General features: G+C 39.5%; 28 protein-coding genes and 2 pseudogenes. 13 read left to right on the top strand and 17 right to left on the bottom strand.

What is annotated here, in order from left to right:
- Window position 1 precedes the first annotated feature (1 nt).
- The 5 genes from mutY to ADG81_RS06110 form a co-directional block, all read right to left on the bottom strand.
- Window positions 2-1,213: an A/G-specific adenine glycosylase gene (gene mutY / locus ADG81_RS06085; protein ID WP_049551209.1), complete on the bottom strand. Its 1,212-nt coding sequence runs from the start codon at window positions 1,211-1,213 to the stop codon at window positions 2-4.
- Between the two features lie 235 nt (window positions 1,214-1,448).
- Window positions 1,449-2,423, bottom strand: coding sequence for a phosphate acetyltransferase (pta, locus tag ADG81_RS06095; RefSeq protein WP_000451571.1), 975 nt, complete (start codon window positions 2,421-2,423; stop codon window positions 1,449-1,451).
- Between the two features lie 43 nt (window positions 2,424-2,466).
- Window positions 2,467-3,363 carry an RluA family pseudouridine synthase gene (locus ADG81_RS06100; RefSeq protein WP_049551211.1) on the bottom strand — a complete coding sequence of 299 codons (897 nt, stop codon included), beginning with the start codon at window positions 3,361-3,363 and terminating at the stop codon, window positions 2,467-2,469.
- Window positions 3,360-4,178, bottom strand: a complete 819-nt coding sequence (locus tag ADG81_RS06105; RefSeq protein WP_049551212.1) for an NAD kinase — start codon at window positions 4,176-4,178, stop codon at window positions 3,360-3,362. The genes ADG81_RS06100 and ADG81_RS06105 overlap by 4 nt, the downstream gene beginning before the upstream one ends.
- Window positions 4,162-4,833: a GTP pyrophosphokinase gene (locus tag ADG81_RS06110; protein WP_023947454.1), complete on the bottom strand. Its 672-nt coding sequence runs from the start codon at window positions 4,831-4,833 to the stop codon at window positions 4,162-4,164. Before ADG81_RS06110 ends, ADG81_RS06105 begins: the two co-directional genes overlap by 17 nt.
- A 128-nt stretch (window positions 4,834-4,961) precedes the next feature.
- Between ADG81_RS06110 and ADG81_RS06115 the strand changes: the two genes are divergently transcribed.
- The 7 genes from ADG81_RS06115 to ADG81_RS06145 all read left to right on the top strand — a co-directional run bounded on the left by ADG81_RS06115 (window position 4,962) and on the right by ADG81_RS06145 (window position 9,734).
- Window positions 4,962-5,531, top strand: coding sequence for a CYTH domain-containing protein (locus tag ADG81_RS06115; RefSeq protein ID WP_049551213.1), 570 nt, complete (start codon window positions 4,962-4,964; stop codon window positions 5,529-5,531).
- A 112-nt stretch (window positions 5,532-5,643) separates the two neighbouring features.
- The gene (locus ADG81_RS06120) at window positions 5,644-6,603 is read left to right on the top strand and encodes a ribose-phosphate diphosphokinase (protein WP_049551214.1); all 960 of its coding nucleotides are present in this window, start codon (window positions 5,644-5,646) and stop codon (window positions 6,601-6,603) included.
- 9 nt (window positions 6,604-6,612) lie between these two features.
- Window positions 6,613-7,728, top strand: coding sequence for a cysteine desulfurase family protein (locus ADG81_RS06125; RefSeq protein ID WP_000639688.1), 1,116 nt, complete (start codon window positions 6,613-6,615; stop codon window positions 7,726-7,728).
- 4 nt (window positions 7,729-7,732) lie between these two features.
- Window positions 7,733-8,080: a DUF1831 domain-containing protein gene (locus ADG81_RS06130; RefSeq protein ID WP_000863539.1), complete on the top strand. Its 348-nt coding sequence runs from the start codon at window positions 7,733-7,735 to the stop codon at window positions 8,078-8,080.
- A gap of 7 nt (window positions 8,081-8,087) precedes the next feature.
- Complete coding sequence (locus tag ADG81_RS06135; RefSeq protein ID WP_000462491.1) at window positions 8,088-8,303, top strand: DUF4649 family protein; 216 nt, start codon at window positions 8,088-8,090, stop codon at window positions 8,301-8,303.
- An 82-nt stretch (window positions 8,304-8,385) separates the two neighbouring features.
- Complete coding sequence (locus ADG81_RS06140; RefSeq protein ID WP_000653415.1) at window positions 8,386-9,027, top strand: redox-sensing transcriptional repressor Rex; 642 nt, start codon at window positions 8,386-8,388, stop codon at window positions 9,025-9,027.
- A 17-nt stretch (window positions 9,028-9,044) separates the two neighbouring features.
- The gene (locus ADG81_RS06145; protein WP_020902817.1) at window positions 9,045-9,734 is read left to right on the top strand and encodes a gamma-glutamyl-gamma-aminobutyrate hydrolase family protein; all 690 of its coding nucleotides are present in this window, start codon (window positions 9,045-9,047) and stop codon (window positions 9,732-9,734) included.
- On the opposite strand, the gene radC is transcribed toward ADG81_RS06145, so the two are convergent.
- From radC to ADG81_RS06160, 3 genes are all read right to left on the bottom strand, one after another.
- The gene (radC, locus tag ADG81_RS06150; RefSeq protein ID WP_000286931.1) at window positions 9,731-10,411 is read right to left on the bottom strand and encodes a RadC family protein; all 681 of its coding nucleotides are present in this window, start codon (window positions 10,409-10,411) and stop codon (window positions 9,731-9,733) included. The two genes, ADG81_RS06145 and radC, sit on opposite strands and share 4 nt — an antisense overlap.
- A 42-nt stretch (window positions 10,412-10,453) precedes the next feature.
- Window positions 10,454-12,745, bottom strand: coding sequence for a DNA helicase PcrA (gene pcrA / locus ADG81_RS06155; protein ID WP_049551215.1), 2,292 nt, complete (start codon window positions 12,743-12,745; stop codon window positions 10,454-10,456).
- Window positions 12,746-12,906: 161 nt separating this feature from the next.
- Window positions 12,907-14,577 carry a formate--tetrahydrofolate ligase gene (locus tag ADG81_RS06160; RefSeq protein WP_049551216.1) on the bottom strand — a complete coding sequence of 557 codons (1,671 nt, stop codon included), beginning with the start codon at window positions 14,575-14,577 and terminating at the stop codon, window positions 12,907-12,909.
- Between the two features lie 225 nt (window positions 14,578-14,802).
- Between ADG81_RS06160 and coaB the strand changes: the two genes are divergently transcribed.
- The 5 genes from coaB (at window position 14,803) to ADG81_RS06185 (ending at window position 17,834) form a co-directional block, all read left to right on the top strand.
- A complete protein-coding gene (gene coaB / locus ADG81_RS06165; protein WP_049551217.1) occupies window positions 14,803-15,492 on the top strand; it encodes a phosphopantothenate--cysteine ligase in 690 nt (229 codons plus the stop codon).
- Between the two features lie 11 nt (window positions 15,493-15,503).
- A complete protein-coding gene (gene coaC, locus ADG81_RS06170) occupies window positions 15,504-16,055 on the top strand; it encodes a phosphopantothenoylcysteine decarboxylase (RefSeq protein ID WP_000940142.1) in 552 nt (183 codons plus the stop codon).
- Entirely contained in the window at window positions 16,039-16,602 is a 564-nt protein-coding gene (locus tag ADG81_RS06175) for an ECF transporter S component (RefSeq protein ID WP_000747412.1), read from the top strand. Before coaC ends, ADG81_RS06175 begins: the two co-directional genes overlap by 17 nt.
- A 177-nt stretch (window positions 16,603-16,779) precedes the next feature.
- Window positions 16,780-17,307, top strand: a complete 528-nt coding sequence (locus ADG81_RS06180) for a hypothetical protein (protein ID WP_001097401.1) — start codon at window positions 16,780-16,782, stop codon at window positions 17,305-17,307.
- A gap of 11 nt (window positions 17,308-17,318) precedes the next feature.
- Window positions 17,319-17,834: a transcription repressor NadR gene (locus ADG81_RS06185; RefSeq protein WP_000159191.1), complete on the top strand. Its 516-nt coding sequence runs from the start codon at window positions 17,319-17,321 to the stop codon at window positions 17,832-17,834.
- Here the strand turns inward: ADG81_RS06185 and ADG81_RS09465 are convergent.
- From ADG81_RS09465 to ADG81_RS06215, 7 genes and pseudogenes are all read right to left on the bottom strand, one after another.
- A pseudogene (locus tag ADG81_RS09465) lies at window positions 17,831-17,974 on the bottom strand (DNA mismatch repair protein MutT); the annotation flags it as partial. The gene ADG81_RS06185 and the pseudogene ADG81_RS09465 overlap by 4 nt on opposite strands.
- 76 nt (window positions 17,975-18,050) lie before the next feature.
- Window positions 18,051-19,016 carry a substrate-binding domain-containing protein gene (locus ADG81_RS06190; protein ID WP_000691495.1) on the bottom strand — a complete coding sequence of 322 codons (966 nt, stop codon included), beginning with the start codon at window positions 19,014-19,016 and terminating at the stop codon, window positions 18,051-18,053.
- Between the two features lie 108 nt (window positions 19,017-19,124).
- On the bottom strand, window positions 19,125-20,066 hold the full coding sequence (locus ADG81_RS06195; RefSeq protein ID WP_049551218.1) for an ABC transporter permease subunit: 942 nt from the start codon (window positions 20,064-20,066) through the stop codon (window positions 19,125-19,127).
- Window position 20,067: 1 nt separating this feature from the next.
- A complete protein-coding gene (locus ADG81_RS06200; RefSeq protein WP_049551219.1) occupies window positions 20,068-21,546 on the bottom strand; it encodes a sugar ABC transporter ATP-binding protein in 1,479 nt (492 codons plus the stop codon).
- Window positions 21,547-21,559: 13 nt separating this feature from the next.
- On the bottom strand, window positions 21,560-21,958 hold the full coding sequence (gene rbsD / locus ADG81_RS06205; RefSeq protein WP_049551220.1) for a D-ribose pyranase: 399 nt from the start codon (window positions 21,956-21,958) through the stop codon (window positions 21,560-21,562).
- Window positions 21,933-22,844, bottom strand: a complete 912-nt coding sequence (gene rbsK / locus ADG81_RS06210; protein ID WP_049551221.1) for a ribokinase — start codon at window positions 22,842-22,844, stop codon at window positions 21,933-21,935. The genes rbsD and rbsK overlap by 26 nt, the downstream gene beginning before the upstream one ends.
- Window positions 22,844-23,818, bottom strand: coding sequence for a LacI family DNA-binding transcriptional regulator (locus ADG81_RS06215; protein ID WP_049551222.1), 975 nt, complete (start codon window positions 23,816-23,818; stop codon window positions 22,844-22,846). Before ADG81_RS06215 ends, rbsK begins: the two co-directional genes overlap by 1 nt.
- Window positions 23,819-23,952: 134 nt before the next feature.
- On the opposite strand from ADG81_RS06215, the pseudogene ADG81_RS09750 reads away from it, so the two are divergent.
- Window positions 23,953-24,030, top strand: a pseudogene (locus tag ADG81_RS09750) (DNA-binding transcriptional regulator); the annotation flags it as partial.
- On the opposite strand, the gene ADG81_RS06220 reads toward ADG81_RS09750, so the two are convergent.
- Complete coding sequence (locus tag ADG81_RS06220; protein WP_049551223.1) at window positions 24,027-24,494, bottom strand: 8-oxo-dGTP diphosphatase; 468 nt, start codon at window positions 24,492-24,494, stop codon at window positions 24,027-24,029. The pseudogene ADG81_RS09750 and the gene ADG81_RS06220 overlap by 4 nt on opposite strands.
- A gap of 22 nt (window positions 24,495-24,516) precedes the next feature.
- Complete coding sequence (gene uvrB, locus ADG81_RS06225; protein WP_049551224.1) at window positions 24,517-26,505, bottom strand: excinuclease ABC subunit UvrB; 1,989 nt, start codon at window positions 26,503-26,505, stop codon at window positions 24,517-24,519.
- Window positions 26,506-26,512: the final 7 nt, after the last annotated feature.

Raw genomic sequence — 26,512 nt, forward strand, 5'->3', positions numbered from 1 at the left:
CTCAAGTACAGCCTGCGGCTAGTTTCCTAGTTTGCTCTTTGATTTTCATTGAGTCTAAGTTGGCTTTTGCATAAGCCTGCCATATTTTTTGTTGGGGTCTGGCAAGTGGGTAATTCTTAAACTCTTCTGGTGAAAGCCAGCGAACTTCCCTATCTGAAAAATTATGGAAGTCAGTCACCTGACCTGCTACAATCTGTACATGCCACTTACGATGGCTAAAAACATGATTGACAGTCTCAAAATGCAGATTAAGCCAATCAACTTCTAGGTCATAGTCCTGCTGGAAACTCTCTTCTGGACTGGGACCAAAGTTCACATTGTCTTCTGTAACCTGATGAAAGAGATCAAACTGCTCCTCTTGCGAAAAGTCATCTACTTCTACCAGTGGGAAATGCCAAAAACCTGCCAATAGCTTTTCACTTTCATTTTTTTCAAGTAAAAATTGTCCCTGTGTATTTTTGACCACCAAGGCTTTAAGATAAATAGGGACAGGCTTTTTCTTGGGAGCCTTGATTGGATAACGGTCCATTGTGCCATGCTGATATGCCGCACTAAAGTCCTTAACTGGACTTTCTTCTGGTCTGGGATTTACAGGAGACTCAATATCCGAACCCAAGTCCATCAAGGCTTGGTTAAAGTCACCTGGCCGTTCTGGGTCAATCAGGATTTCCATCATTGTCTGAAAAATTTTACGATTACTTGGAATCCCAATATCGTAGTTGACTTCAAATAGACGTGCCAGCACTCGCATGACATTACCATCTACAGCCGGCTCAGGCAAGTTAAAAGCAATACTGGAAATAGCTCCTGCTGTGTAAGGACCAATCCCTTTCAAGCTGGAAATTCCTTCATAGGTGTTTGGAAATTGACCACCAAAGTCTGTCATAATCTGCTGGGCTGCAGCCTGCATATTGCGTACTCGAGAATAATAACCCAAACCTTCCCAAGCCTTCAACAAACGCTCTTCAGGGGCAGTTGCCAAACTTTCCACTGTTGGAAACCAGTCCAAGAATCGTTCATAATAAGGAATAACTGTATCCACCCTAGTCTGCTGGAGCATAATTTCAGAGATCCAGATATGATACGGATTCTTACTCCTACGCCATGGTAAATCTCTTTTGTTTTCATCATACCAGGCAAGAAGTTTCTCACGGAAAGAAACAATCTTCTCATCCGGCCACATGACGATACCGTATTCTTTCAAATCTAACATATCTCTAGTATAACACAGAAGGTTCTAACTGTCCTTTTCCTAGTATTAATACTCTTCGAAAATCAAATTCAGACCACGTCAACGTCGCCTTGCCGTAGGTATGGTTCCTGACTTCGTCAGTCTTATCTGCAACCTCAAAGCAGTGCTTTGAGCAACCTGAGGCTAGTTTCCTAGTTTGCTCTTTGATTTTCATTGAGTATAAAAAGCCTCTTCCCGAGGGAAAGAGGACTGAATCTTATTGATGAACAGCTTGGGCTGCTGTGATAAGGGTCAACTTGTAGACATCATCAGCATTACATCCACGAGAAAGGTCGTTAACTGGCTTGTTCAAACCTTGCAAAACAGGTCCAACAGCCGCAAAGCCACCAAGACGTTCAGCCATCTTGTAGCCGATATTTCCTGCCTCGATACCTGGGAAGATAAAGACATTTGCTTGACCAGCAACCGTACTTCCAGGAGCTTTCAGAGCTGCAGTTTCTGGAACGAAGGCTGCATCAAATTGCAATTCCCCATCGATTTCAAGGTCAGGACGCAAGTCGTGAGCAATTTTAGTGGCTTCAACAACCTTATCAACACTTTCACCAAAACCTGACCCTTTAGTAGAATAGCTTAGCATAGCAATTTTAGGTTCGATGCCAAACATCTTAGCTGTGATTGCTGAGTTGATGGCAATTTCAGCCAAGGCTTCTGCATCTGGATTGATGTTGATGGCACAGTCACCAAATAGGTAACGTTCCGTACCACGAACCATGAGGAAGGCACCTGAAGTACGAGTAACATTTGGACGAGTTTTGATGATTTGAAGAGCTGGGCGAACTGTTGAAGCAGTTGAGTGAATCGCACCTGACACCATTCCATCAACCAAGCCCAGGTATACTAACATAACACCAAAATAATTGACATCTTCAACCAAAACCTTGCGTGCATCTTCTTCAGACATTTTGCCCTTGCGACGCTCCACTAAAGCAGCAACCATTTCTTCAAATTTATCGTAGTGTTGAGGGTCGATGACTTCATAACCGTCCTCAATACCTTCGATTTCAAGATAAATTTTAATTTTTTCAGGATTTCCAAGCAAAACAGGAATCACTTCTGTTTCTTTTACCAAGCGTTTAGTCGCTTGAAGAATACGAGGTTCTTCCCCTTCAGGGAGAACGATACGAGCATTTTTACCAACCAAGTTGGCTTTGAGACTTTCAAAAACTTCCATGAGTTTTCTCCTTTAAGATAATAATTATACTCTGAAACTGTTTTTATAGAGTATTAGTTGATAACTGGGTAATAAGGTTGCTAAAATCATCCGGCACGGGACTTTCTAACTGCAAGTCTTGCTCTAAAAATGGATGATAAAAGGATAGGTAATGGCAATGTAGGGCCTGACGTTGGATGCCGTCGTCCAGACTACCCCCATACAAATCATCGCCCAACAAAGGAAAACCAATATGAGAAAAATGGACTCGGATTTGGTGGGTTCGACCAGTGTGCAGGCGAATGTCTACCAAGTGAATATTCCCATAAGAAGCTACAATCTTGTAAGAAGTATGGGCATACTTTCCACCTTTAGCTACGCGTCTGGTAATAATGGAGTCTTCATCACGAGCAATCGGAGCAATAATTTCCCCCTCTGACTCCAAGCGTCCATCGCCTTTAACCAAAGCAAAATAGCGCTTTTCAATAGACTTCTTCTGCAACTGCTTATCTAATCGTGCATGGGCATAGCCGTGCTTAGCAAAGAGCATCAAACCAGAAGTATCTCGATCAAGCCTAGTTACAATGTGAACCTGCTGATTTTCATAGTTTTGCTTGACGTAGTAACCCTTGATAAAATTGGCAATAGTATTGGAGTGGTTGACACTAGGAATAGACGCCACTCCATAGGGTTTATTCAAGACTAGAAAATGGTCATCCTCATAGAGAATATCCAGTGGGCGCTCGATAGCTTCTAGAGTTTCAAAGCCTTCCTCAGCAGGAATATCGATGATAACTCGGTCTCCAATATCCAATAGATACGTCGCATTTTGTGGTTGGTCATTGACCAGTATAGCTCCACCTCGAAATTTAATCTTGGCCAGAAGTCCCTTCGAAACCTCGTGCTTTTTTAAGAAGGTCTTAACCTTGACGTGCTCATCTGCGATAAATTCAAACCTCATTCATCCACCTCGCCGATAAAAGCATCCTTAACACGATTCCAGAAACTGGTGTGGCTAGGTGATGCAACAAAGTGAATCTTATGATGGTCGATTTGATACTCAATACGCTCAATATTACGGAAAGAATAAACGCTATTGTCAACCGAAATGGTATGGTAATCGTTTCTCGTTGGAATGAGTTCAATCTTATCCTTCTTAGGAACAATAATGGAAGAGCCCAGCGTTCGATAAACACGATTATTAAGGCTGGCAATTTCTGTCAACTGAAGAGCTTCAATGGTAGGGTGTAAAACAGCTCCGCCAAGTGATTTGTTATAGGCTGTACTACCAGTCGGTGTCGAAACTGTTAGCCCATCTCCGCGAAAACGTTCAAAGGGAACACCGTTAATCACAACATCCGCCACCATAGTTCGATCGGACCTGCGGATGCTAGCTTCGTTTAGTGCTCTGAAAATCTTAACTTCACCATTCTCAAGAAAGACCTTCACATTTAGAACAGGGTAAGAAACTCTTGCTCCCGTATCTAGCTGCAAATTAGTCACTAGTTTGTCTAACTCAAAATCACGGTAGTCCGTATAGAAGCCCAAATGTCCCGTATGAACACCGATAAAGCGTACCTTGTCAAGCTGGTCTTCGTACTTATGAAAGGCCGACAAGAGCATGCCATCCCCACCAATGGAAATGACAATGTCCGGATTGGTATCATTGAGTATAAACTGATTTCTCTTCAAACGATCTCGCAATTCATACAAAACCCTTTGACTCTGCGGTTTTCTATTAGCTATCAGGTCAATTCGTTTACCTGTATTCTTCATCTGTATCGTCACTGTTTCCTACACCGTCATTTAATTTTCTACTCAAAGGATCAAAAAGAGCCTGGGCTTCCTGGATATCATCTCGAATTTTACCCATTTCTTCATCCAACTGATGGGCAATTTTGGCAGTAATTTCCAGTCTCTTTTTAATTTCCTCTGGGAAATCCCCTTGGTACTTGTAGTTGAGAGAATGTTCTATCGTTGCCCAGAAATTCATGGCCAAGGTACGAATCTGAATTTCCGCCAAAATTGTCTTGGCTCCATTGATGGTATCAACCGTATATTCTACTACCACATGATAGGAACGATAGCCTGATGCTTTTCGATGAGTAATGTAATCTCGCTCCTGTATGATGCGCATGTCCTGACGTTTGCGCAAAATCTCCACTACTTCCTTGACGTCATCTACAAACTGGACCATCACACGCAAGCCAGCAATATCCTGCAAATCGTGTTCCAAGGTCGCATAAGTAATGCCACGACGAGCCATTTTTTCCCTGATACTTTCAATCGGCTTGACTCGACCAGTCACAAACTCAATCGGAGAATGCTTATTTTGCTTGCGATATTGCTTACGAATACCACGAAGTTTAATCTTTAACTCACCAACAGCTTGAATGTAAGGATCTAGAAATTCTTCCCATTCTAAGGTCATATATTCTCCCTTGTTCTCATATTATCCTTCAAAAATATCTTTGATTTTTTCTCCAGATTCATATACAATAAATACAATGCTTATTATACCATAAATCCGCTTTCAACGATAAAGAAAAGGTAAGAAAAATGAAACATTTAGAAATTGAATTGAAAACACTATTGAAAAAAGATGAATACAATCGTCTAAAAGACCAGTTCACAGGTGTCACTCCTGTTCTTCAAAAAAATTACTACATCGACACGCCTGATTTTGAACTGCGAGAAAAGAAAGTTGCTATGCGCATTCGAACTTTTGAAGATTGGGCAGAATTGACACTCAAAGTCCCACAAAGCGTTGGAAACATGGAATACAATCAAAAATTGCAACTAAAAGATGCTGAGTACTATCTGGCTAAGCAAGAACTTCCTCAAGGTCTAGTACTGGATGAATTGTCTAAACATGGTATCCAAACTAGTGATTGGCAGGTGCTCGGTTGTCTAACAACTCTTCGCTATGAAATGCAAACAGCTATTGGCCTTATGGCACTAGATGAAAGTCAGTACTTTGATATGACAGATTACGAATTAGAGCTTGAAGTGGAAAATCACGAGCAAGGCAAACAGAATTTCCAACAATTTTTAGAGGATAATCAGATTTCCTACCAAAAAGCTCCTTCAAAATTGGGTCGATTTGTCAAAAGCATGAAAAATAGCTGAAATAATCTCTATTTTTTGGTAAAATAGAAAAGATAAAAATACACAAATCCTAGGTCATATATGCAAGACAAATATAACTAGGATTTATAAAGTTTACAGAGGACGGTCTATAATGTCAGATAGAAAAAATATGAAACTTTTCGCACTCAACTCTAACCAAGAGATTGCTCAAAAAATTTCGGATGCTGTTGGTATTCCACTCGGAAAACTGTCATCACGTCAATTTTCTGACGGAGAGATCCAAGTGAATATCGAAGAAAGTGTCCGTGGTTATGATGTGTACATCATCCAATCAACAAGTTTCCCTGTTAACAACCACCTAATGGAATTGTTAATCATGGTCGACGCTTGTGTGCGCGCAAGTGCCCACAGTATCAACGTTGTTCTTCCATATTTTGGCTATGCACGTCAAGACCGCATTGCTTCACCACGTGAGCCACTCACAGCAAAACTAGTTGCTAATATGCTGGTTAAGGCTGGTGTTGACCGTATCCTTACACTTGATTTGCATGCTGTTCAGGTTCAAGGCTTCTTTGATATTCCTGTTGATAACCTCTTCACAGTTCCCCTATTTGCAAAACATTACTGCGATAAAGGCCTACTTGGTTCAGATGTTGTTGTCGTTAGCCCTAAAAATTCAGGTGTAAAACGTGCTCGTAGCTTGGCTGAATACCTTGATGCTCCTATCGCCATTATCGACTACCCTCAAGACGATGCAACTCGCAACGAAGGCTATATCATCGGTGATGTTGAAGGTAAGAAAGCTATCTTAATTGACGATATTCTGAATACAGGACGTACCTTCTCTGAAGCTGCTAAAATCGTTGAACGTGAAGGGGCTACAGAAATTTATGCTGTTTCTAGCCACGGTCTCTTCGTCGAAGGTGCTGCTGAACTTCTTGATAATACTAATATTAAAGAAATTCTTGTGACTGATTCAGTAGCAACAAAAGAAAAAACTCCTAAAAACGTATGCTACATCACTGCTAGTGAGTTAATTGGTGATGCTATCGTCCGTATTCACGAAAGAAAACCAGTCAGCCCACTCTTTGCCTACAACAAAAAGAAATAAGGTGATTCTTTGATTTATTTGGACAATGCTGCAACGACTCCTATGTCATCAGTTGCTATTTCAGCTATGACTAAGGTTATGCAAGAAACCCATGGCAATCCTTCTAGTATCCATGGTCATGGTCGTCAAGCTGGCAAACTTTTGCGTGAAGCCCGTCAGGAACTAGCTCAATTACTGGGAACAAAACCTCAACATATCTTTTTCACTTCTGGTGGAACCGAAGGCAACAATACTGCTATCATCGGCTACTGCCTTCGTCATCAAGAAAAAGGAAAACATATCATCACAACTGCCATCGAGCACCATGCTGTCCTTGAAACAATTGATTACTTGGTTCAGCACTTCGGTTTTGAAGTAACCATTATCCAGCCAAAAAATCAGGAAATCACCGCCCAGCAAATTCAAGAGGCCTTACGTGACGATACGATTTTGGTTTCTACCATGTTTGCCAATAATGAGACAGGAAACCTACTTCCCATTGCTGAAATTGGCCAAATACTCAAGCAACATCCTGCTGCCTACCATGTTGATGCAGTTCAGGCTATCGGTAAAATCCCTATTCACCCAGAAGAATTGGGCATTGATTTTCTCACTGCTTCAGCCCATAAATTCCATGGTCCTAAGGGAATCGGTTTTCTCTACGCATCAAGCATGGACTTTGATTCCTATCTTCATGGCGGAGATCAAGAACAGAAAAAACGAGCAGGAACTGAAAATCTAGCTTCCATCGTTAGCATGGTTGCAGCCCTAAAAGAAGACCTAGAAAAACAAGAAGAACATTTTCAACATGTACAAAATCTAGAAACTGCCTTTCTTGCGGAGCTTGAGGGAGTTCAGTATTACCTGAACAGAGGAGAACACCATCTACCTTATGTCCTCAATATTGGATTTCCTGGGCAGAAAAATGACCTCCTACTCCTTCGTCTAGACTTAGCTGGAATTTCAATCTCTACTGGCTCGGCCTGTACTGCAGGCATTGTCCAATCCAGCCATGTTCTTGAAGCCATGTACGGGGAAAATTCAGAACGTTTGAAAGAATCCGTTCGCATCAGTTTGTCTCCACAAAATACTATCGAAGACCTAGAAACCCTCGCAAAAACCTTAAAAGAAATTATCGGAGGTTAGCCATATGGCATTTGAAAAAACCATTCAGTTAAAAAATTGTCGTTACGACTACACTCTTAGCCCTTCTGTTAAGAAATTCACCCTCAAAGACAACACTTTTTTTGAAACAAAAGTTGGTAACTATGAACTGACTCGCCTACTTGAAAAGGTTCCAAACAGCGGTGAAGGCTTCCAACTAAAAATCATCATTAACAAGGAACTCACAGGGGCTAAAATCAATATCACTGACAAGTTTGGTCTTCGTCTAGTTGATATTTTCAAATCAGAAGACCACCACATTCATCAGGAAAAATTCTATTTCCTCATGGATAGCTTGGTAGAACGTGGTGTCTTTACAAAAGCGGAAAGATAGAGCCAAAATGTTTGAACTGACCTATAAGGACAGCTATCATGTAGAGCGCACTCTCAAGTATGAGGATTACGAGGCTCTCATGCTGGCTCTGTCAGGATGTGTGACTCTGCCAGATACACTTTATGTAACTTCTTTGACCTTTAAAGGGCAGGAAGTTTACCAAGGACTGGTCGGAGACCTCTACCGTTTTCTATCACATGCAGATTTTTTACATCAAAACTAAGATTTTTCTTAGTTTTTTCTTGTTTTTGTTGATTTTTTCACAATGTTTCTATAAAATAGAAGAATAGAAAGGTTGTGATTTTGTGAAAGATAAACAGTCTGCTATTCCAAAAGCTACAGCGAAAAGACTCTCTCTCTACTATCGAATTTTTAAGAGATTTCATGCAGAAAAGATTGAACGTGCCAACTCTAAGCAAATTGCAGAGGCTATCGGTATTGATTCCGCGACCGTACGTCGTGATTTTTCCTATTTTGGTGAACTAGGTCGCCGTGGTTTTGGCTATGATGTCAAAAAACTGATGACATTTTTTGCCGATTTGCTCAATGATAACTCTATTACCAATGTCATGCTTGTTGGTATTGGTAATATGGGCCATGCCCTTCTCCACTATCGCTTCCATGAGCGCAACAAGATGAAGATTATCATGGCCTTTGACCTTGATGACCATCCTGAAGTCGGTAGCCAAACTCCTGATGGGATTCCCATTTACGGAATTTCTCAAATTAAGGATAAAATCCAGGATGCTGATGTGAAGACTGCTATCCTGACCGTTCCTAGCGTCAAATCACAAGAGGTTGCTAATCTCTTGGTAGATGCTGGCGTGAAAGGGATTCTCAGTTTTTCACCAGTCCATCTGCATTTACCAAAAGATGTGGTCGTTCAATATGTCGATTTAACAAGTGAACTCCAAACCCTCCTCTATTTCATGCGAAAAGAGGATTAGAAAGCGAAAATCATTTTATGAAAAAACCAGTTATTGGGATTACAGGAAACGAAAAAACTCATCCAGATGATGACATCATGATGAGCTACGCAGCAAAAGGCTTTGTGGAAGGCGTTAAAGACGCTGGAGGGATTCCCATCATCCTACCGATTGGTGATCAAGAAATGGCCTGCCACTATATCAGTATGATTGACAAGCTCATCTTGACAGGTGGGCAAAATGTTGATCCTAAATTCTATGGTGAACCAAAAACCATTGATAGCGATGACTACCACCTTCAAAGAGATATCTTCGAAATAGCCCTCATCAAGGAAGCTATCAAACAGAAAAAGCCAATTTTCTCTGTCTGCCGTGGGACTCAACTCTTTAACGTTGCCATGGGCGGAACTCTGTACCAAGATATCGAAGACCACTGGCAGGATTGTTCTGCCGAGTACACAACCCAGCGCTTGGTAACCGAACCAGATACTGTTCTTCGAGAAATCTATGGAGAAATCTCCCATATCAACTCTTTCCACCACCAGAGTATCAAGGATTTAGCTCCCAACTTAAAGATTGCAGCTCATGATCCTAAGGATGGTATCATTGAAGCTGTCATGAGTACGGATGATGTTGCCTTCCTCGGTGTCCAATGGCATCCAGAATTTCTTTTTGAAAATCGTCCCAAAGATAAAAACCTCTTTGACTATATCGTTAATGAACTTTAGATTAAATCTGTCTTTTCTCGATAACTAAAGTAACTGGAGTGAGAGACAATCAAATGGTCCAAGAGGACAATTCCCATCAGATCGCAGGCTTCTTTGACAAGTTTAGTGACATGATCATCATTTCGGCTAGGGGCCACCGCTCCTGAAGGATGATTATGAACCAAGATGAGAGAAGTCGCCATATGCTTGATAGCATAGTGAAGAATCTCTCGCGGTTCAGCAATACTACGAGTGGCAGAACCGATAAAAATGGTCTGTTGATGGATGATTTGATTTTGAGTATTGAGATAGAGCGCCACCAGGTGCTCTTGTTTTTTATCCCCCAATTCCTGTTGCATCTTCTTGGCCAACTTTTGACTGCTGAGAATACTTTCCATCTCAAGGGTTTCGTGTTTATGAATACGATGGCCCAGTTCAATCATGGCTTGTAACTCTATTGCCTTAACTCGTCCGATACCAGATAGACTCTGCAATTCCTGCAGTGTCATTTTTTTCAAATCTGTTAGGCTTGAAAGATTATTCAAGACTTTCTGGGCAATTTCAAAAACACTGGCCTGACGTGTTCCTGTTCTGAGTAAAATAGCTAGCAACTCTTGGTTACTGAGCGCTTCCACTCCTTCTTGGGCAAGTCTTTCTCTTGGCAATAGTGAATCTTCTTGGAATGAAATACTGTACATAAAAATCCTCCTCACTTTATTATTCGTGAGAAGGATGAAAAATTAGATTTTTTTCTCAATTGGGGCCACACTGGCCAAAAGTTTTTTCAAACCAACTTCTGGGAAATTGATTTTTAATTCCTGCGTAGCACCGCTACCTGAAACTTCCAGAACAGTTCCCTCTCCCCATTTCTTGTGGAGGGCAATGTCACCAATGGACCAATTTGTTTCGCTAGACGCTGATTTTGCACCAGCTGTAAATTGACCAAATGGGAGACCGCTTGACTGGATAGTTTTTGGGGCCGCACTGCGTTTACGGTCTTGAAGAGCCTGGGCCAAACTCATACCTTGACCGAAGGCAAGGCCACCACTACTATATGATGCTTTAAAGCTTGTATTTGCTGGACGAGCCAGACCTTGATACTCAAGCAAGTCTGAACTGATTTCGTTAATAAATCGAGTAGGACGGTTGTAGTTGGTACGACCAAAAAGCAGGCGTGAGTTGGCATTTGTCAGATAGAGGATTTTCTCTGCACGCGTAATTCCTACATAGGCCAGACGGCGCTCTTCTTCTAGTTCATCTTGATCTTCAGCAGCACGACTAAGTGGAAAGACATTTTCTTCCATCCCAATCAAAAAGACAACTGGAAACTCGAGACCTTTGGCAGCATGCAGGGTCATTAGAGTAACTTCTGATGTCTCCTGACTACCTGAATCGGTGTCCGCAATCAAGGCTAAATCATTTAAGAAACGACTCAGTTTGTCCAGACCAGTTTCTTCTTCTGGCTCATCAGAGGTGTCATCAAAGTTTTTCGTCACAGAAAGGAACTCTTCAATATTTTCAACCCGAGCCTTACTTTCCAGAGTTGCTTGGGCATTAAGAATATCAACGTAACCTGTTTTTTCTAGGACGGCCTCAACCAACTCTGTAATATTTAATTGATCTAGCTGCTCTCGTAAATCTAGAATCATATTGGCAAAATCCCAGATAGACTGGGCTGCTTTACCCTTGATACCAGATAACATGATGTTTGCTGAAGCATCTAGCATAGACATGTTTTGCATATTGGCAAAGTCACGGATTTTCTCAACAGTGCCTGGGCCAATTCCACGTTTCGGCTCGTTGATAATACGCTCAAAACTGATATTGTCACTCAAATTGGCAATAAGATTGAGGTAAGCAATAATATCTCGGATTTCCTTACGGCTGTAGAACTTGGTTCCGCCAACCATGGTATAAGGAATATTTGACTTGAGCAAGGCTTCCTCAATAGTACGGGACTGCGCATTTGTACGATAGAGAACTGCAAAATCCTTGTGAAGGAAGTTTTGACTCCGACCAAGTTCATCGATAGTTCTGGCTACAAATACAGCTTCATCTAGCTCATCATTGGCACGATAGTAAACGATTTGTTCCCCATCAGCATTTTGAGTCCAGAGATTCTTAGGACGGCGATTTTTATTGTTTTTAATGACCTCGTTGGCCGCTTGAAGAATGGTTTTAGTGGAGCGGTAATTCTCCTCCAACAAAACAACCTTGGCTTGGGGATAATCCTTTTCGAAGTCCAAGATATTCTGCATATCAGCACCACGCCAACCGTAGATAGACTGGTCCGCATCCCCAACCACACAGATATTTTTAAAGCGAGACGCTAAGAGTTTGACTAGTTGGTACTGGGCATGGTTGGTATCTTGGTACTCATCAACGTGGATGTATTGGAATTTCTGTTGATAGTAAGTCAAAACATCAGGATTTTGATCAAAGAGACGCAGGGTCAGCATAATCAAATCATCAAAGTCAACCGACTCCGACTGACGAAGCTCTTTTTGATAAGCAGTGTAACACTGGGCCACGATTTGCGTATACATATCACCAGCTTGAGCAGCATAAGCCACATCATCAATCAAGTCATTCTTAGCATTGGAAATGGTTCCCAAAATAGTTCGTTCATTCCATTTTTTAGGATCCAAGTTCAACTGCTTGAGAATGCGTTTCATGAGCGTTCGCTGTTCACCAGGATCCACAATAGTAAAATTACGATTGTAGCCAATATGATCCGCATCACGACGCAGAATACGAACACACATGGAGTGAAAGGTCGCTATCAGACAGTCCTGGGTGGCTGGATTGAGGCTATAAGCACGCTCCTTCATCTCACGCGCAGCCTTATTAGTAAAGGTAATGGCCAAGATATTCCAGGGATTGACCAGCTTTTCATCAATCAGATAAGCAATGCGGTGGGTCAAAACACGAGTCTTTCCAGAACCAGCCCCTGCCATGATTAACAAGGGACCTTCTGTCGTTTGCACCGCCTCAGCCTGACGGTCATTCATTCCATTTAATAATGCGTTCATCTTCTCTTCCTTACTCTTGAAGTCAATATTTCTATTATATCAGAATTCAAGGAAAATATCTTTACCTAGACTGGTTACGTGTAGAAGGCAACTTCTTATATCTAGATAAAAAATGAGCTTGGATATTATTTCCAAACTCATTTAAAGTCAATTGCAATATACTAGAACAAGCCTAGAACAGTTCCATCGCTTTCAACATCCATGTTGAGAGCTGCTGGACGTTTTGGTAGGCCTGGCATGGTCATGACATCGCCAGTTAAGGCAACGATGAAGCCTGCACCTAATTTTGGCACCAATTCGCGAATGGTAATTTCAAAGTTTTCAGGTGCTCCAAGTGCATTTGGATTGTCTGAGAAGCTATACTGGGTCTTAGCCATACAGATTGGCAATTTGTCCCAACCGTTTTGAACGATTTGAGCGATTTGAGTTTGAGCTTTCTTCTCAAAGTTCACTTTGCTACCACGGTAGATTTCAGTAACAATCTTTTCAATCTTTTCTTGAACAGAAAGGTCATTGTCATACAAACGTTTATAGTTAGATGGGTTTTCAGCGATAGTCTTAACAACTGTTTCGGCAAGTGCTACTCCACCTTCTGCACCATCAGCCCAGACACTAGCCAATTCAACTGGTACATCGATTGAGTCACAAAGTTCTTTCAAGGCTGCAATTTCAGCTTCTGTATCAGATACAAATTCGTTAATCGCAACAACTGCTGGAATACCGAACTTACGGATATTTTCAACGTGGCGTTTCAAGTTAGCAAAACCGGCACGAACCGCCTCCACATTTTCCTCTGTCAAAGCGTCTTTAGCCACACCTCCATTCATCTTAAGAGCACGAAGGGTTGCAACAATAACTACTGCATCTGGAGATGTTGGCAAGTTTGGTGTCTTAATATCAAGGAATTTCTCAGCACCAAGGTCTGCACCAAAACCAGCTTCAGTAACTGTATAATCAGCCAAGTGAAGAGCTGTTGTAGTTGCCAAGACTGAATTACATCCATGAGCAATATTGGCAAATGGACCACCGTGTACAAAGGCAGGTGTACCGTAAATTGTCTGAACCAGGTTCGGCTTAATCGCATCCTTCAAGATCAAAGCTAAAGCACCTTCAATCTGCAAATCACCTACAGAAACAGGTGTACGATCATAGCGATAACCAATAACGATATTCGCCAAACGGCGTTTCAAGTCCTCGATGTCTGTTGCCAAGCAAAGAATTGCCATGATCTCTGAAGCAACTGTAATGTCAAAGCCATCCTCACGTGGAATACCATTTAGAGGGCCACCAAGCCCAACTGTTACATGGCGAAGAGCACGGTCGTTCAAGTCCACAACACGTTTCCAAAGGATACGACGTTGGTCAATTCCCAACTCATTCCCTTGGTGCAAGTGGTTGTCAATCAAGGCAGAAAGCGCATTGTTGGCAGTCGTAATGGCATGCATGTCTCCAGTGAAGTGAAGGTTGATGTCTTCCATTGGCAGAACTTGAGCGTAACCACCACCAGCGGCACCACCCTTGATACCCATTACTGGACCAAGAGATGGTTCGCGAATAGCAATCATGGTTTTCTTGCCAATCTTGTTCAAGGCATCCGCAAGACCAATGGTAATAGTTGATTTTCCTTCACCTGCAGGTGTTGGATTGATGGCAGTAACCAGAATCAATTTTCCAACTGGATTGCTCTCAACTGCACGAATTTTATCAAAGCTGAGCTTAGCCTTGTACTTTCCATACAACTCCAAATCGTCGTAAGAAATACCAAGTTTCTCTACAACATCAACAATTGGCTTCAACTCAATACTCTGTGCGATTTCAATATCTGTTTTCATTCAAAACTCCTCTAACCTCTTATATGATAACTCATTATAACACAAAACAAGATTTTTAACATCCTAAAACTCTCTAAACGTTCGTAAATATCCCTGTTTTTAAGGTTTTTAGAGTCCTTTCTTAAATTTTATATGGCTTTATAGTTTGAAACTATATTCTTTCCTTTTACCAAATTTTTATCACTTTCATTTTACTTACCGTTTATTTTTGTGTACAATAGTGCTATGAAAATTTTAGTTACATCGGGCGGTACCAGTGAAGCTATCGATAGCGTCCGTTCTATCACTAACCATTCTACAGGACGCTTGGGGAAAATCATCACAGAAACCTTGCTTGCTGCAGGGCATGAAGTTTGTTTGATAACAACAAAACGAGCTCTGAAGCCAGAAGCCCATCCCAACCTAAGCATTCGAGAAATTAACAATACCAAGGACCTTCTCCTTGAAATGCAAGAACGTGTCAAGGACTATCAGGTCTTGATTCACTCAATGGCTGTGTCCGATTACACTCCTGTTTATATGACAGGTCTAGAGGAAGTTCAGTCTAGCTCCAATCTAGAAGAATTTTTAAGCAAGCAAAATCATCAAGCTAAGATTTCTTCAACTGATGAGATTCAGGTTTTATTCCTGAAAAAAACACCAAAAATCATCTCTCTAGTCAAGGAGTGGAATCCTGCTATTCATCTGATTGGTTTCAAACTGCTGGTTGATGTCTCTGAGGATTATCTCATCGAGATTGCCAGAAAAAGTCTTATCAAGAACCAAGCAGACTTAATCATTGCAAATGACCTCACTCAAATCTCAGCAAAGCAGCACAGAGCTATCTTTGTTGAGAAAGATCAGCTTCAAACAGTCCAGACTAAAGAAGAAATTGCAAAACTCCTCCTTGAAAAAATTCAAGCCTACCATTCATAGAAAGGAAAGCTATGGCACATATTCTCTTGGCTGTAACGGGCTCAATCGCCTCTTATAAGTCAGCAGATTTAGTCAGTTCGCTTAAAAAACAAGGTCATCAAGTCACTGTCTTAATGACCCAAGCTGCTACAGAGTTTATCCAACCTTTGACACTACAGGTACTCTCACAGAATTCCGTCCACCTGGATGTCATGAATGAACCCTATCCTGATCAGGTTAATCATATTGAACTTGGCAAAAAAGCAGATTTATTTATCGTGGCCCCTGCAACAGCTAACACTATTGCAAAACTAGCTCACGGCTTTGCCGACAACATGGTGACCAGTACGGCTCTAGCCTTGCCAAGTCATATCCCAAAACTCATCGCACCAGCTATGAATACGAAAATGTATGATCATCCGGCAACTCAGGCTAATCTGAAAACATTAGAAAGCTATGACTATCAGCTGATTGCTCCTAAGGAATCCCTACTAGCTTGTGGCGACCATGGACGAGGAGCTTTAGCTGACCTCACAATTATTTTAGAAAGAATAAAGGAAACTCTCGATGAAAAAACGCTCTAATATTGCACCCATTGCTATCTTTTTTGCAACCATGCTCGTGATACACTTTCTGAGCTCACTTATCTTTAACCTTTTTCCATTTCCAATCAAACCGACCATTGTTCATATTCCTGTCATTATTGCCAGCATTATCTACGGTCCACGCGTTGGGGTTACACTTGGATTTTTGATGGGGCTACTTAGCTTGACGGTTAACACAATTACAATTCTACCGACAAGCTACCTCTTCTCTCCCTTCGTACCAAATGGGAACATCTACTCAGCTATCATTGCCATCGTCCCACGTATTTTGATTGGTTTAACTCCGTATCTAGTCTATAAACTGATGAAAAATAAAACTGGTCTGATTTTAGCTGGTGCCCTTGGTTCACTTACCAACACAGTCTTTGTACTTGGCGGAATTTTCTACCTTTTTGGAAATGTTTTTGATGGTAATATCCAAAAACTCCTAGCAACTGTTATCTCAACAAATTCGATTGCTGAATTAGTCATTTCCGCAGTTCTAACCCTAGCCATTGTCCCACGACTACAAACCTTGAAGAAATAAAAATAATCTCCGCTTTCAAGCTTGAAGGTGGAGATTTTGTTTGATATAGTTACTATTATTAGTGAAATCTTTACCAATATCTAACTAAAAATGACCTATAAACCTAAGTAAATCCTTGCTTTATTGTCTTGTTTATTGTACTATACTAGTGTATATACAGTTAAAAAGGAGATTCTTATGAACACACGGAAAAAGACACAATTTATGACAATGACTGCCCTCTTAACGGCTATTGCAATTTTGATTCCAATTGTTATGCCTTTCAAGATTGTCATTCCACCTGCTTCCTATACTTTAGGAAGCCACATCGCTATTTTTATTGCCATGTTCTTGTCGCCCTTGATGGCTGTTTTTGTCATCCTAGCCTCTAGTTTTGGATTTTTGATGGCAGGCTATCCCATGGTTATCGTTTTTCGAGCTTTTTCCCATATCTTTTTTGGGACTTTGGGGGCTCTTTACCTACAAAAATTCCCCGATACCCTAGATAAACCAAAAACTTGCTGGATTTTCAACTTTGTGTTAGCGCTTGTCCATGCCCTTGCTGAAGTATTAGCTTGTGTCGTTTTTTATGCAACTTCCGGTACCAATGTAGAAAATATGTTTTATGTTCTATTTGTACTAGTTGGATTTGGCACAATTATTCATAGTATGGTAGACTATACATTAGCACTAGCTGTCTATAAAGTGCTTCGCAAACGCCGTTAAAAGGAAGAACTATGACAAAAGATCGCAAACAAGCCCTGCTCCAACTCTTGAAAGAAACTCCTAAAGCCCTCAATGGCCAAAGTTTAGCTGAACATTTTCATGTTACACGCCAGGTCATTGTACAGGACATTGCAATTTTAAGAGCCGATGGCGCTCCTATCCTATCCACCAATCGTGGCTACGTCTATAAGCAAATTGAAACCAATCCTTATGTTCACAAACTTTTCAAAGTGAAACATGAAGTTGAAGAAATCGGTCAAGAACTCCTTGCTATCGTAGATAATGGCGGACGTGTTCAAAACACATTGATTGACCATCCCGTCTATGGAGAAATTGAAACCTTGCTGAAACTGTCTTGTCGTAGAGATGTGCAACATTTTCTAGAACAAGTCGAGCATTCAGATTTTAGACCTCTGTCTGAATTAACAGATGGTATCCATTACCACCTAGTTGAAGCCGAAACACAACAAGACCTCCACTATATCGAGGAGGCCTTGGATCAGCTAGGTTATTTAGTAAAAGACTAGAAGATTTTCTTCGCCCAGCCATCTTCTGTACGGTGGCGGTAGAAAAATTCAGATTTGTCAGGAGCTTCCATCATCTCCATCAAAGGTAGCATATCATAGGCCAGATCCAAGTTTGGAATCTGGTCTTTTTGTACCCAAGAGTTCAAATAGTAGCAATGATATTTAAAAACTACATTGAATGAAGATGAATAAGTACCTACTTATTAAAAAAATATATCACCAGTTATGTTGATCAACATTATCCTTAGTCACAAGATAAATTGGAGAAACTGTTTCTTTTTCTAGTTTTTTCCCTTGATAATGATCAATTGCTGATTGAATAGCGATTTCACCCATCTTAGCTGGTTGCTGAGCAATAGTGGCAGTAATATCACCTTTTGCAATAGCATCATGTGCATCTGGTTGACCATCGATACCAACAATTAATACATTGCTAAGACCAGCTGCTTTTACTGCTTGTGCAGCTCCCAATGCCATCTCATCATTCTGTGCGAAAATCGCTTGTACTTCTTTGTTTCCTTGAATCATATTTTGCGCTGTATTCAAAGCTTTTGCACGATCAAAATTAGCAGATTGACTAGAAAGAACATCTAAATTTGTCTTTGAAATTTGTTCAAATCCTTTACCTCTATCTACTGTTGCAGAAGCGCCTGGGACCCCTGATAATTCAAAAGTTTTTGCTTTTTCTCCCAATTGCTTGGTAATAAATTCAGCAGCCATTTTACCCGCTTCTACATTATCAGAAGCAACAGTTGTCAAGACTTCACCACCATTACTACCGCGGTCAATTAAGATTACTGGAATGTTTGCATTATTAGCAGCTTTAATAGATGTCACAATTGCATCAGAATCAACTGGATTAATTAGCAAAGCATCTACATTTTGACTAATAAAATTTTGAATATCATCTGCTTGTCTAGCAGCATCATCTTGTGCATCTGCTATCTTCAAAGTTACTTCTTTTTCCCCTGCAGCTTTTTCAAGACCATCTTTCATAGCTACAAAATAAGGATTGTTAGTAGTAGAAATAGAAACTCCCAATTTTAATTCTTTTGCCGACTTTTGAGTCGTAGATTTATTATCATTTGATGAATTTCCTAAACCAGTTTTTCCACAAGCTACTAAAGCAAAAATAAATGTTACAAACAAAGCAAAAATGCTAATTTTTTTAATAATTTTCATGTTATTACTCCTCGTAATATATATCTATAGGGATAGTTTTCATCCCGACTATTGTTCGTCATCTAATAAATTGTTACTATTTCCAAAAAAACTTGAAAAATTATTCTACTATTTTACAACTTTAAAACGATCAATCAAAACAGCGATTAAAATTACAACTCCTTTTACTACTTGTTGCCAAAATGCTGAAACACCAATAATATTAAGTCCATTATTCAAAACTCCAATAATTAAAGCACCTATTAGAGTCCCCAGTATACGACCTTTACCTCCAGATAAAGAGGTTCCCCCAAGAACAACAGCTGCAATAGCATCCATTTCATAACTAGCACCTGCTGTTGGTTGAGCAGAACTTAAGCGTGATGTTATAATCAATCCAGAAATTGAAGCCATAATACCTGATATTGAATAAATGATAATTTTCACTTTATTTAATTTTACACCTGATATATATGCTGCTTTTTCATTCCCCCCTATAGCATATACAGATTTACCAAATGCTGTTTTATGAAGTAAAACATATAAAACAATAAATACAATAAACATAATAATTACAGGAAATGGAATTCCGACTATGTAACCTTGCCCCAAAAATTGAAATAAGAATGTATCACTTAATCCTTTTGTAATAGGATTCCCATTTGTATAAACAAGTGTTGCGCCTCTAAAAATAGTCATAGTTGCTAAAGTAACGATAAATGGAGCTAATTTCCCGTAGGAAATCAATAAACCATTCATCACCCCCAGAATGCAACCCAAAATTAAAGAGATTAGAATTGCTAATGTAACAGGCATTCCAGATCCTAATAGGCCAGCTGTTAGCGCACTGGATAAGGCTAAAATTGATCCAACTGATAAATCAATTCCACCTGTTAGAATAACAAAGGTCATTCCAAAAGCAATCAGTGCATTTGATGTTACTTGCAATAGTAAATTTAACAGATTATTTGCTGTTAAAAAATTTGAATTGATAATAGTGATGACAGCCATTAAAATTATCAATGCTATTACTGTTGTCAATTCTGACATATACTTCATAGTATTTTTCACACTATTGTCCTCCTGTAGCTAGTTGCATAACTTTTTCTTGTGTAGCTTCTTGACGTGTTAATTCTCCACTAATTCTACCTTCATGCATGACCATAATACGATCACTGACTCCAATCACTTCTGGTAAATCTGAAGAGACCATAATAATCGGTACACCTCGTTCAGCTAATTCATTCATTAATTGGTAAATTTCACGCTTAGCTCCAACATCTACCCCACGAGTTGGCTCATCTAAAATCAGTACTTTTGGTGCAATACCTATCCATTTTGCTAAAACTACTTTCTGTTGATTACCACCAGAAAGTGTCCCAACTTCCTTATCTGGATAACCTGATTTAATTTGTAACCTATCAATTAAGCGTTGTACAAATATATCACTTGTTTTATTATCAAAAATGCCATTTTTAACAAAATCACGAGTACTAGGTAAAGTCATATTATCTTTGATAGAAAAATCTAAAATCAATCCCTCATCTTTACGATCTTCTGTTAAGAAACCAATTCCATGCTTAATTGCTTCAAAAGGATTTTTAATTATCAGTTCTTCTTCGTTTATTATAATTTGACCAGATTTTAAAGAATCAATTCCAAAAATTGCTCGCATTATTTCAGTACGACCAGCCCCCATCAAACCAGAAAAACCAAGAATTTCCCCTTGACGTACATAGAAAGAAACATCCGTAAAAGAATTACCAGAAAGATTCTTAGCTTGAAAAACAATATTCCCAATCTCAGCCTTTTTTTCTGGATAATAATCTTCTAATTCACGACCTACCATCTTTTGAACTAATTCATCCGCATTAGTTAACTTCGTTTTCTTGGTATCAATTACAAACCCATCTCTCATAACAGTTATAAGATCTGTGATCTTAAAGATTTCTTCCATGCGATGTGAAATATACACAATACCTACACCATCAGATTTTAATCCTTCTATCACTTTGAAAAGTGTTTCAGTTTCACGATCAGTTAAAGCTGCTGTAGGTTCATCCATAATTAACAAGGAAACTTCTGATAATAAACATTTTGCTATTTCTATCATTTGTTGTTGTCCAACTGATAATTGACCAATAATCGCATCGAGAGGAATAGAGATATTAAGACGTTTAAATGCTTCTTTAGCTTTCTTTTCCATACTAGCTTTATCTAGAAAGCCAATCGAATTTTTAATTTCTCTTCCTAAAAAAAGATTATCAAGTACAGTCATATCTGGCCAAGTATTCATTTCTTGATGGATAAAACTCACTCCAAACCGTTCTGCCTCTTGAGGATTAGAAAATGTTTTTTCTTTTCCATCAATAAAAATAGTTCCTGAAGTAGCTGGAAAAAGACCAGTTAAAATATTCATTAAGGTTGATTTGCCTGCACCATTCTCTCCCATTAAAGCATGAACTTCTCCTGAATTAAGAACCAAATCAATACTTTCTAAAACACGATTATTTCCAAAAGACTTTGAAATGTTCTTCATTTCAATTTTCATAGGCAACCCCCTTCTAAATAATAACTCCTGATTGCAAGATTATATTCGAATATGGTGTATCTTCCCCAGTGCGAATAACTGCCTTTACTTTAGCATTCATAGCTTTCAATTCTTCGTGACTAATATATTCAACAATTATATTTGGTCCTAAAAGATCTAGAACTGCTTGCCACTGTTCTTTATTTTTTTCTTTAATTTCTTCTGCTAAGAAAATTTTTTCAATAAGTACATAATCTGAATATTCTTTTAAAACTTCTAAAAAACTTGGATTACCTTTTCTTAATGCTAAATCGATTTTATCAACACCTTTTGGAACTGGCAATCCTAAATCTCCGATACAAACCAAATCCATATGACCTAAATCATCAGCTAGTTTTGCTATATTACTATTTAAAATCCCATATTTCTTCATATCCTGAATGCTCCTTTATTTCTTTCAAACTTGGCATACCTCCTTGCGCTCCAAATCTTTGAACAGAAAGATGTGAAGCAATCGTTGCAAAGGACAATGCAACATTCATCTCTTTTCCTTTTGAGATAGCATAAGCAAAAGCACCATTAAACGTATCTCCTGCTCCTGTAGTATCAACTACTTCAGCTTTTATAGCAGGAATTTTCTTAACTGCTGTCCCATCATGATAAATAGAGCCTTCAACTCCTAATGTTACAATCATTTTATTAGGATAAATTTTAATAATTTCCTCTAATTTCTTATCTGGAAAAAGCTCTGAACATTCATGCTCATTAGGAGTAATAAAATCACAAAAAGGAATCATCTCTTTGTCTGTTTCTCTAGCTGGTGCAGGATTGTAAAGAACCTTAACTTGATTTTCTTGGCAAAATTTAGCTATAGATAAGTTAGCTTCATGTGGTATTTCATTCTGTAATACAACAATACTTGCATCACTAATTAGTTTCCACTCATTGTTCCAATCATTTGTTTTAACAAAATTATTAGCTCCAGGATAATAAATAATCCTATTATCACCTCCGTATAAAGTAATTTGTGCAACTCCTGTAGATTGTGGTACCGTTCCCACATATTCTACAGAAATATTATTATCTTGTAGATTACTTAATAAATCTGATGAAAAAATATCTTCTCCAACGCTCCCAAATATATAAATATTATCTTCAACACTGGATAATCTACCAATAGCTACAGCTTGATTTGCACCTTTTCCACCCGGAACTATATTAAATGAATCACCAAAAATCGTTTCACCTCCTTCTGGAATCCTTTTTGTTCTCATAACTAAGTCCATTGAAATGCTTCCAACAACAACAATTTTACTCATTACTTTCTCCTTAATGTATTTCTTTCTATGTATCTTACAGGAAGTTTAATTTTAGCTTCATCTATAGAGAACTTATTTGCCATATTATAGATTAGCTTCGCAGCTTGTTCTCCCATTTTATATGATGATTGGTGAATAGTTGATAAAGAAGGATAAATAAATTGACTAAGTACAATATCATCATAACCAATGATTTGAATATCATCTGGAATTTTTTTCCCAATTGCTAAAATTTCATGAATATAAGCTATCGCATGAATATCAGAAGGTGCTATAATGCTATCAATATTTGGATTTCTTTTTAAATTATCTTTAGCTTCTTTTTGAATTTTTTCAAAATCAAATGTTTCACTTTCTTCAATACAAATTTCTAAAGATTTATTCCTCAAATAGTTTAAACTTGCTTCAAATCGGTCCATAATATTCTCAGCTTTATCATCTAAAATTTTGATGATCATAACTTTCTTAGCGCCAGCATTCCAAATTGCTTTAGCAGCCAAACGTCCACCCAACTGATTATCAGAAAAAACACCATAGCCTGTATCTTTACTAATCCGGTCAACCACAACAACAGGTAATGTTAGATTTGGAAATTCCTTTGTAAAGTCAAGTGTTGTTATAATACCAGCTGCATTTGTTTTTAACAAAAGGTTTATATATTCTTCTAACGAATCATGATCTGAAATAGTACCAACCATAATCCTATAACCTTTATCTTTCAAATATGATTCGGCTCCTCGAACCAATCTTGGGAAGAACGGATTAGAAATATCTGGCAATAAGAGTCCTACCATTTGATTTTTTTTAGTTTTTAAAGATTGTGCTAATACATTTGGTGTGTAATTTAATTTCTTGATAGCATTTTTTATCTTTTCTCTCGCATCATCTCCGACATAGCCTTTTTTCGAAATATATCTTGAAACTGTTGACTTTGATACTCCAGCTTCTTCAGCAACCTGTTTTATTGTAGTCATCACTCCTCCTTTTTTATTGTGGAACCGTTCCCTTATTTATATAGTAAGCGTTTTCTTTTATTTTGTCAATACTTTTTTAGAAATATTTTAAATTTATTTCAGAGTACACATGTTTTTACTAATCTCCTATTACTATTAGATACGAAACACAACAAGACCTCCACTATATCGAGGAGGCCTTGGATAAACTTGGTTATTTAGTAAAAGACTAGAAGGTTTCTTTCTCCCAGCCATCATCTGTACGATGACGGTAGAAAAATTCAGACTTGTCAGGTGCTTCCATCATTTCCATTAAAGGCAACATATCATAGGCCAGATCCAAGTTAGGAATCTGGTCTTTTTGCACCCAAGAAACTTCTCCTTCATCTGAAGAGCGAAGGCTACCAGAGAACTCAGTCGCCTTATAACAAAAGACGATATAGCGCCCACCTGTATCCAGAGGCCAATTTTTAACGCCTACCAGTTGAGGATTTTGGATAGTCAATCCTGTTTCTTCATAGATTTCACGAATAACAGACTCCGCAAAAGATTCGCCATTTTCTACATGGCCTCCTGGAAAGGCATAACCAGACCAACGATTGGTTTCAGGAGCACGGTACTGCATAACCACGCGCTGGGTTTCGAGATCTTCAATCAGACAAATATTTGTTAAAATCGTTAATTGGGAACGGGACATATTTTCTCCTTTAAGTACTATTCTAATCCAACGCCTTGACTTCCAGCATCATATCCCGAATCTGGGCTGCTAGTTCAAAGTCAAGTACTTCGACGGCTTCTTGCATTTGTTTTTCTAATTTCTTAACGAGTTCTTTGCGCTCTTGTTTGTTGAGGCTAATGATATCGACTTCCTTGTCCTCTTCCTTAGTAACTGCCTTAGTCACAGCAATCAGGTCACGGATTTCCTTCTTGATTGTCTGAGGAACGATACCATGCTCTTCATTATAGGCCATCTGGATTTTGCGACGACGGGCCGTTTCATCGATAGCCCGTTGCATAGACTGGGTAACCGTGTCCGCATACATGATGACATGTCCTTCGCTATTACGGGCAGCACGACCAATGGTCTGGATGAGTCCACGTTCGTTACGTAGGAAACCTTCCTTGTCAGCATCGAGAATGGCTACTAGGCTCACTTCAGGAACGTCAATCCCTTCACGGAGCAGGTTAATCCCGACCAAGACATCAAAGACACCCAAGCGCAGGTCACGGATAATCTCCGTTCTCTCTAAAGTCTTGATATCCGAGTGCATGTACTTGACCTTAATGCCCATTTCTTTAAAGTAGTCGGTTAAATCCTCTGCCATCTTCTTAGTCAAGGTTGTGATAAAGGTTCGTTCGTTCTTTTCAACACGGGCATTGATTTCACCTAAGAGGTCATCAATCTGTCCCATAGTCGGACGGACTTCCACCTCAGGATCCAAAAGCCCTGTCGGACGAATAATTTGCTCAATCACTGTCTCAGTCTGTTCATTTTCATAATCACCTGGTGTCGCTGAAACGTAAACAATCTGGTGCACATGACTTTCAAACTCCTCCCGACGGAGAGGACGATTGTCCAGAGCAGACGGCAAACGGAAACCATAATTAACCAACATTTCCTTACGAGAGCGGTCTCCATTGTACATACCCTTGATTTGCCCCATAGTCATGTGACTCTCGTCAATCATAATCAGGAAATCATCTGGGAAGAAGTCGAGAAGCGTATAAGGAGGCTCTCCTTCGCTTCGGCCATCCATGTGACGAGAGTAGTTCTCAACCCCATTTGTATAACCCATCTCACGTAGCATCTCGATATCATACTCTGTCCGCTGTTTCAAACGCTGGGCTTCAAGCAATTTACCTTCCTTCTCAAAGACAGCTAACTGCTCTTCTAATTCTGCCTGAATCTTTGCAATGGCAACTTCCATGTGGTCATCATTGGTCACGAAGTGAGTCGCAGGGAAAATCGCCAAATGATCCACTTCTCCTAGTACTTGACCAGTCAAAGCTTCCACTTCACGAATACGGTCAATTTCGTCTCCAAAAAATTCTACTCGAAAGGCATGCTCATCACGGGAAGCTGGGAAAATCTCTACCACATCCCCACGCACACGAAATCTGCCCCGTTGGAAATCAATATCGTTGCGCTCAAACTGGATATCCACCAAATCATTCAAAAGTTTATCACGAGAAATTTCAAGACCTGGACGGAGACTAACGACACTATCTGCGTATTCCTTAGGCGAACCCAAACCATAAATACAAGAGACAGAGGCAACGACAATAACATCATTGCGCTCCAAAAGGGCCGAAGTCGCTGAGTGACGGAGTTTGTCAATCTCGTCATTGACAGAGCTGTCCTTTTCAATATAGGTATCACTAGAAGGGACATAGGCTTCTGGCTGGTAATAGTCATAGTAGGATACGAAGTACTCAACTGCATTTTCAGGGAAAAATTCCTTAAACTCCCCATAGAGCTGTCCTGCCAGAGTCTTATTGTGGGCGATGACCAGAGTTGGTTTATTGACTTTGGAAATAACCTGACTCATGGTATAGGTCTTCCCTGTTCCAGTCGCCCCCATCAGAATCTGAGCTTTTTCTCCACCCTCGATATTATCAACCAACTGCTCGATAGCTTGGGGTTGATCTCCTGATGGTTGATATTTTGATACTAGTTTAAATTGATTATCTGTAATACGATTGATCATAAGAATC

Source organism: Streptococcus pseudopneumoniae (assembly GCF_001070815.1).
In the GTDB taxonomy this organism is placed as follows: Bacteria; Bacillota; Bacilli; order Lactobacillales; family Streptococcaceae; genus Streptococcus; species Streptococcus pseudopneumoniae_P.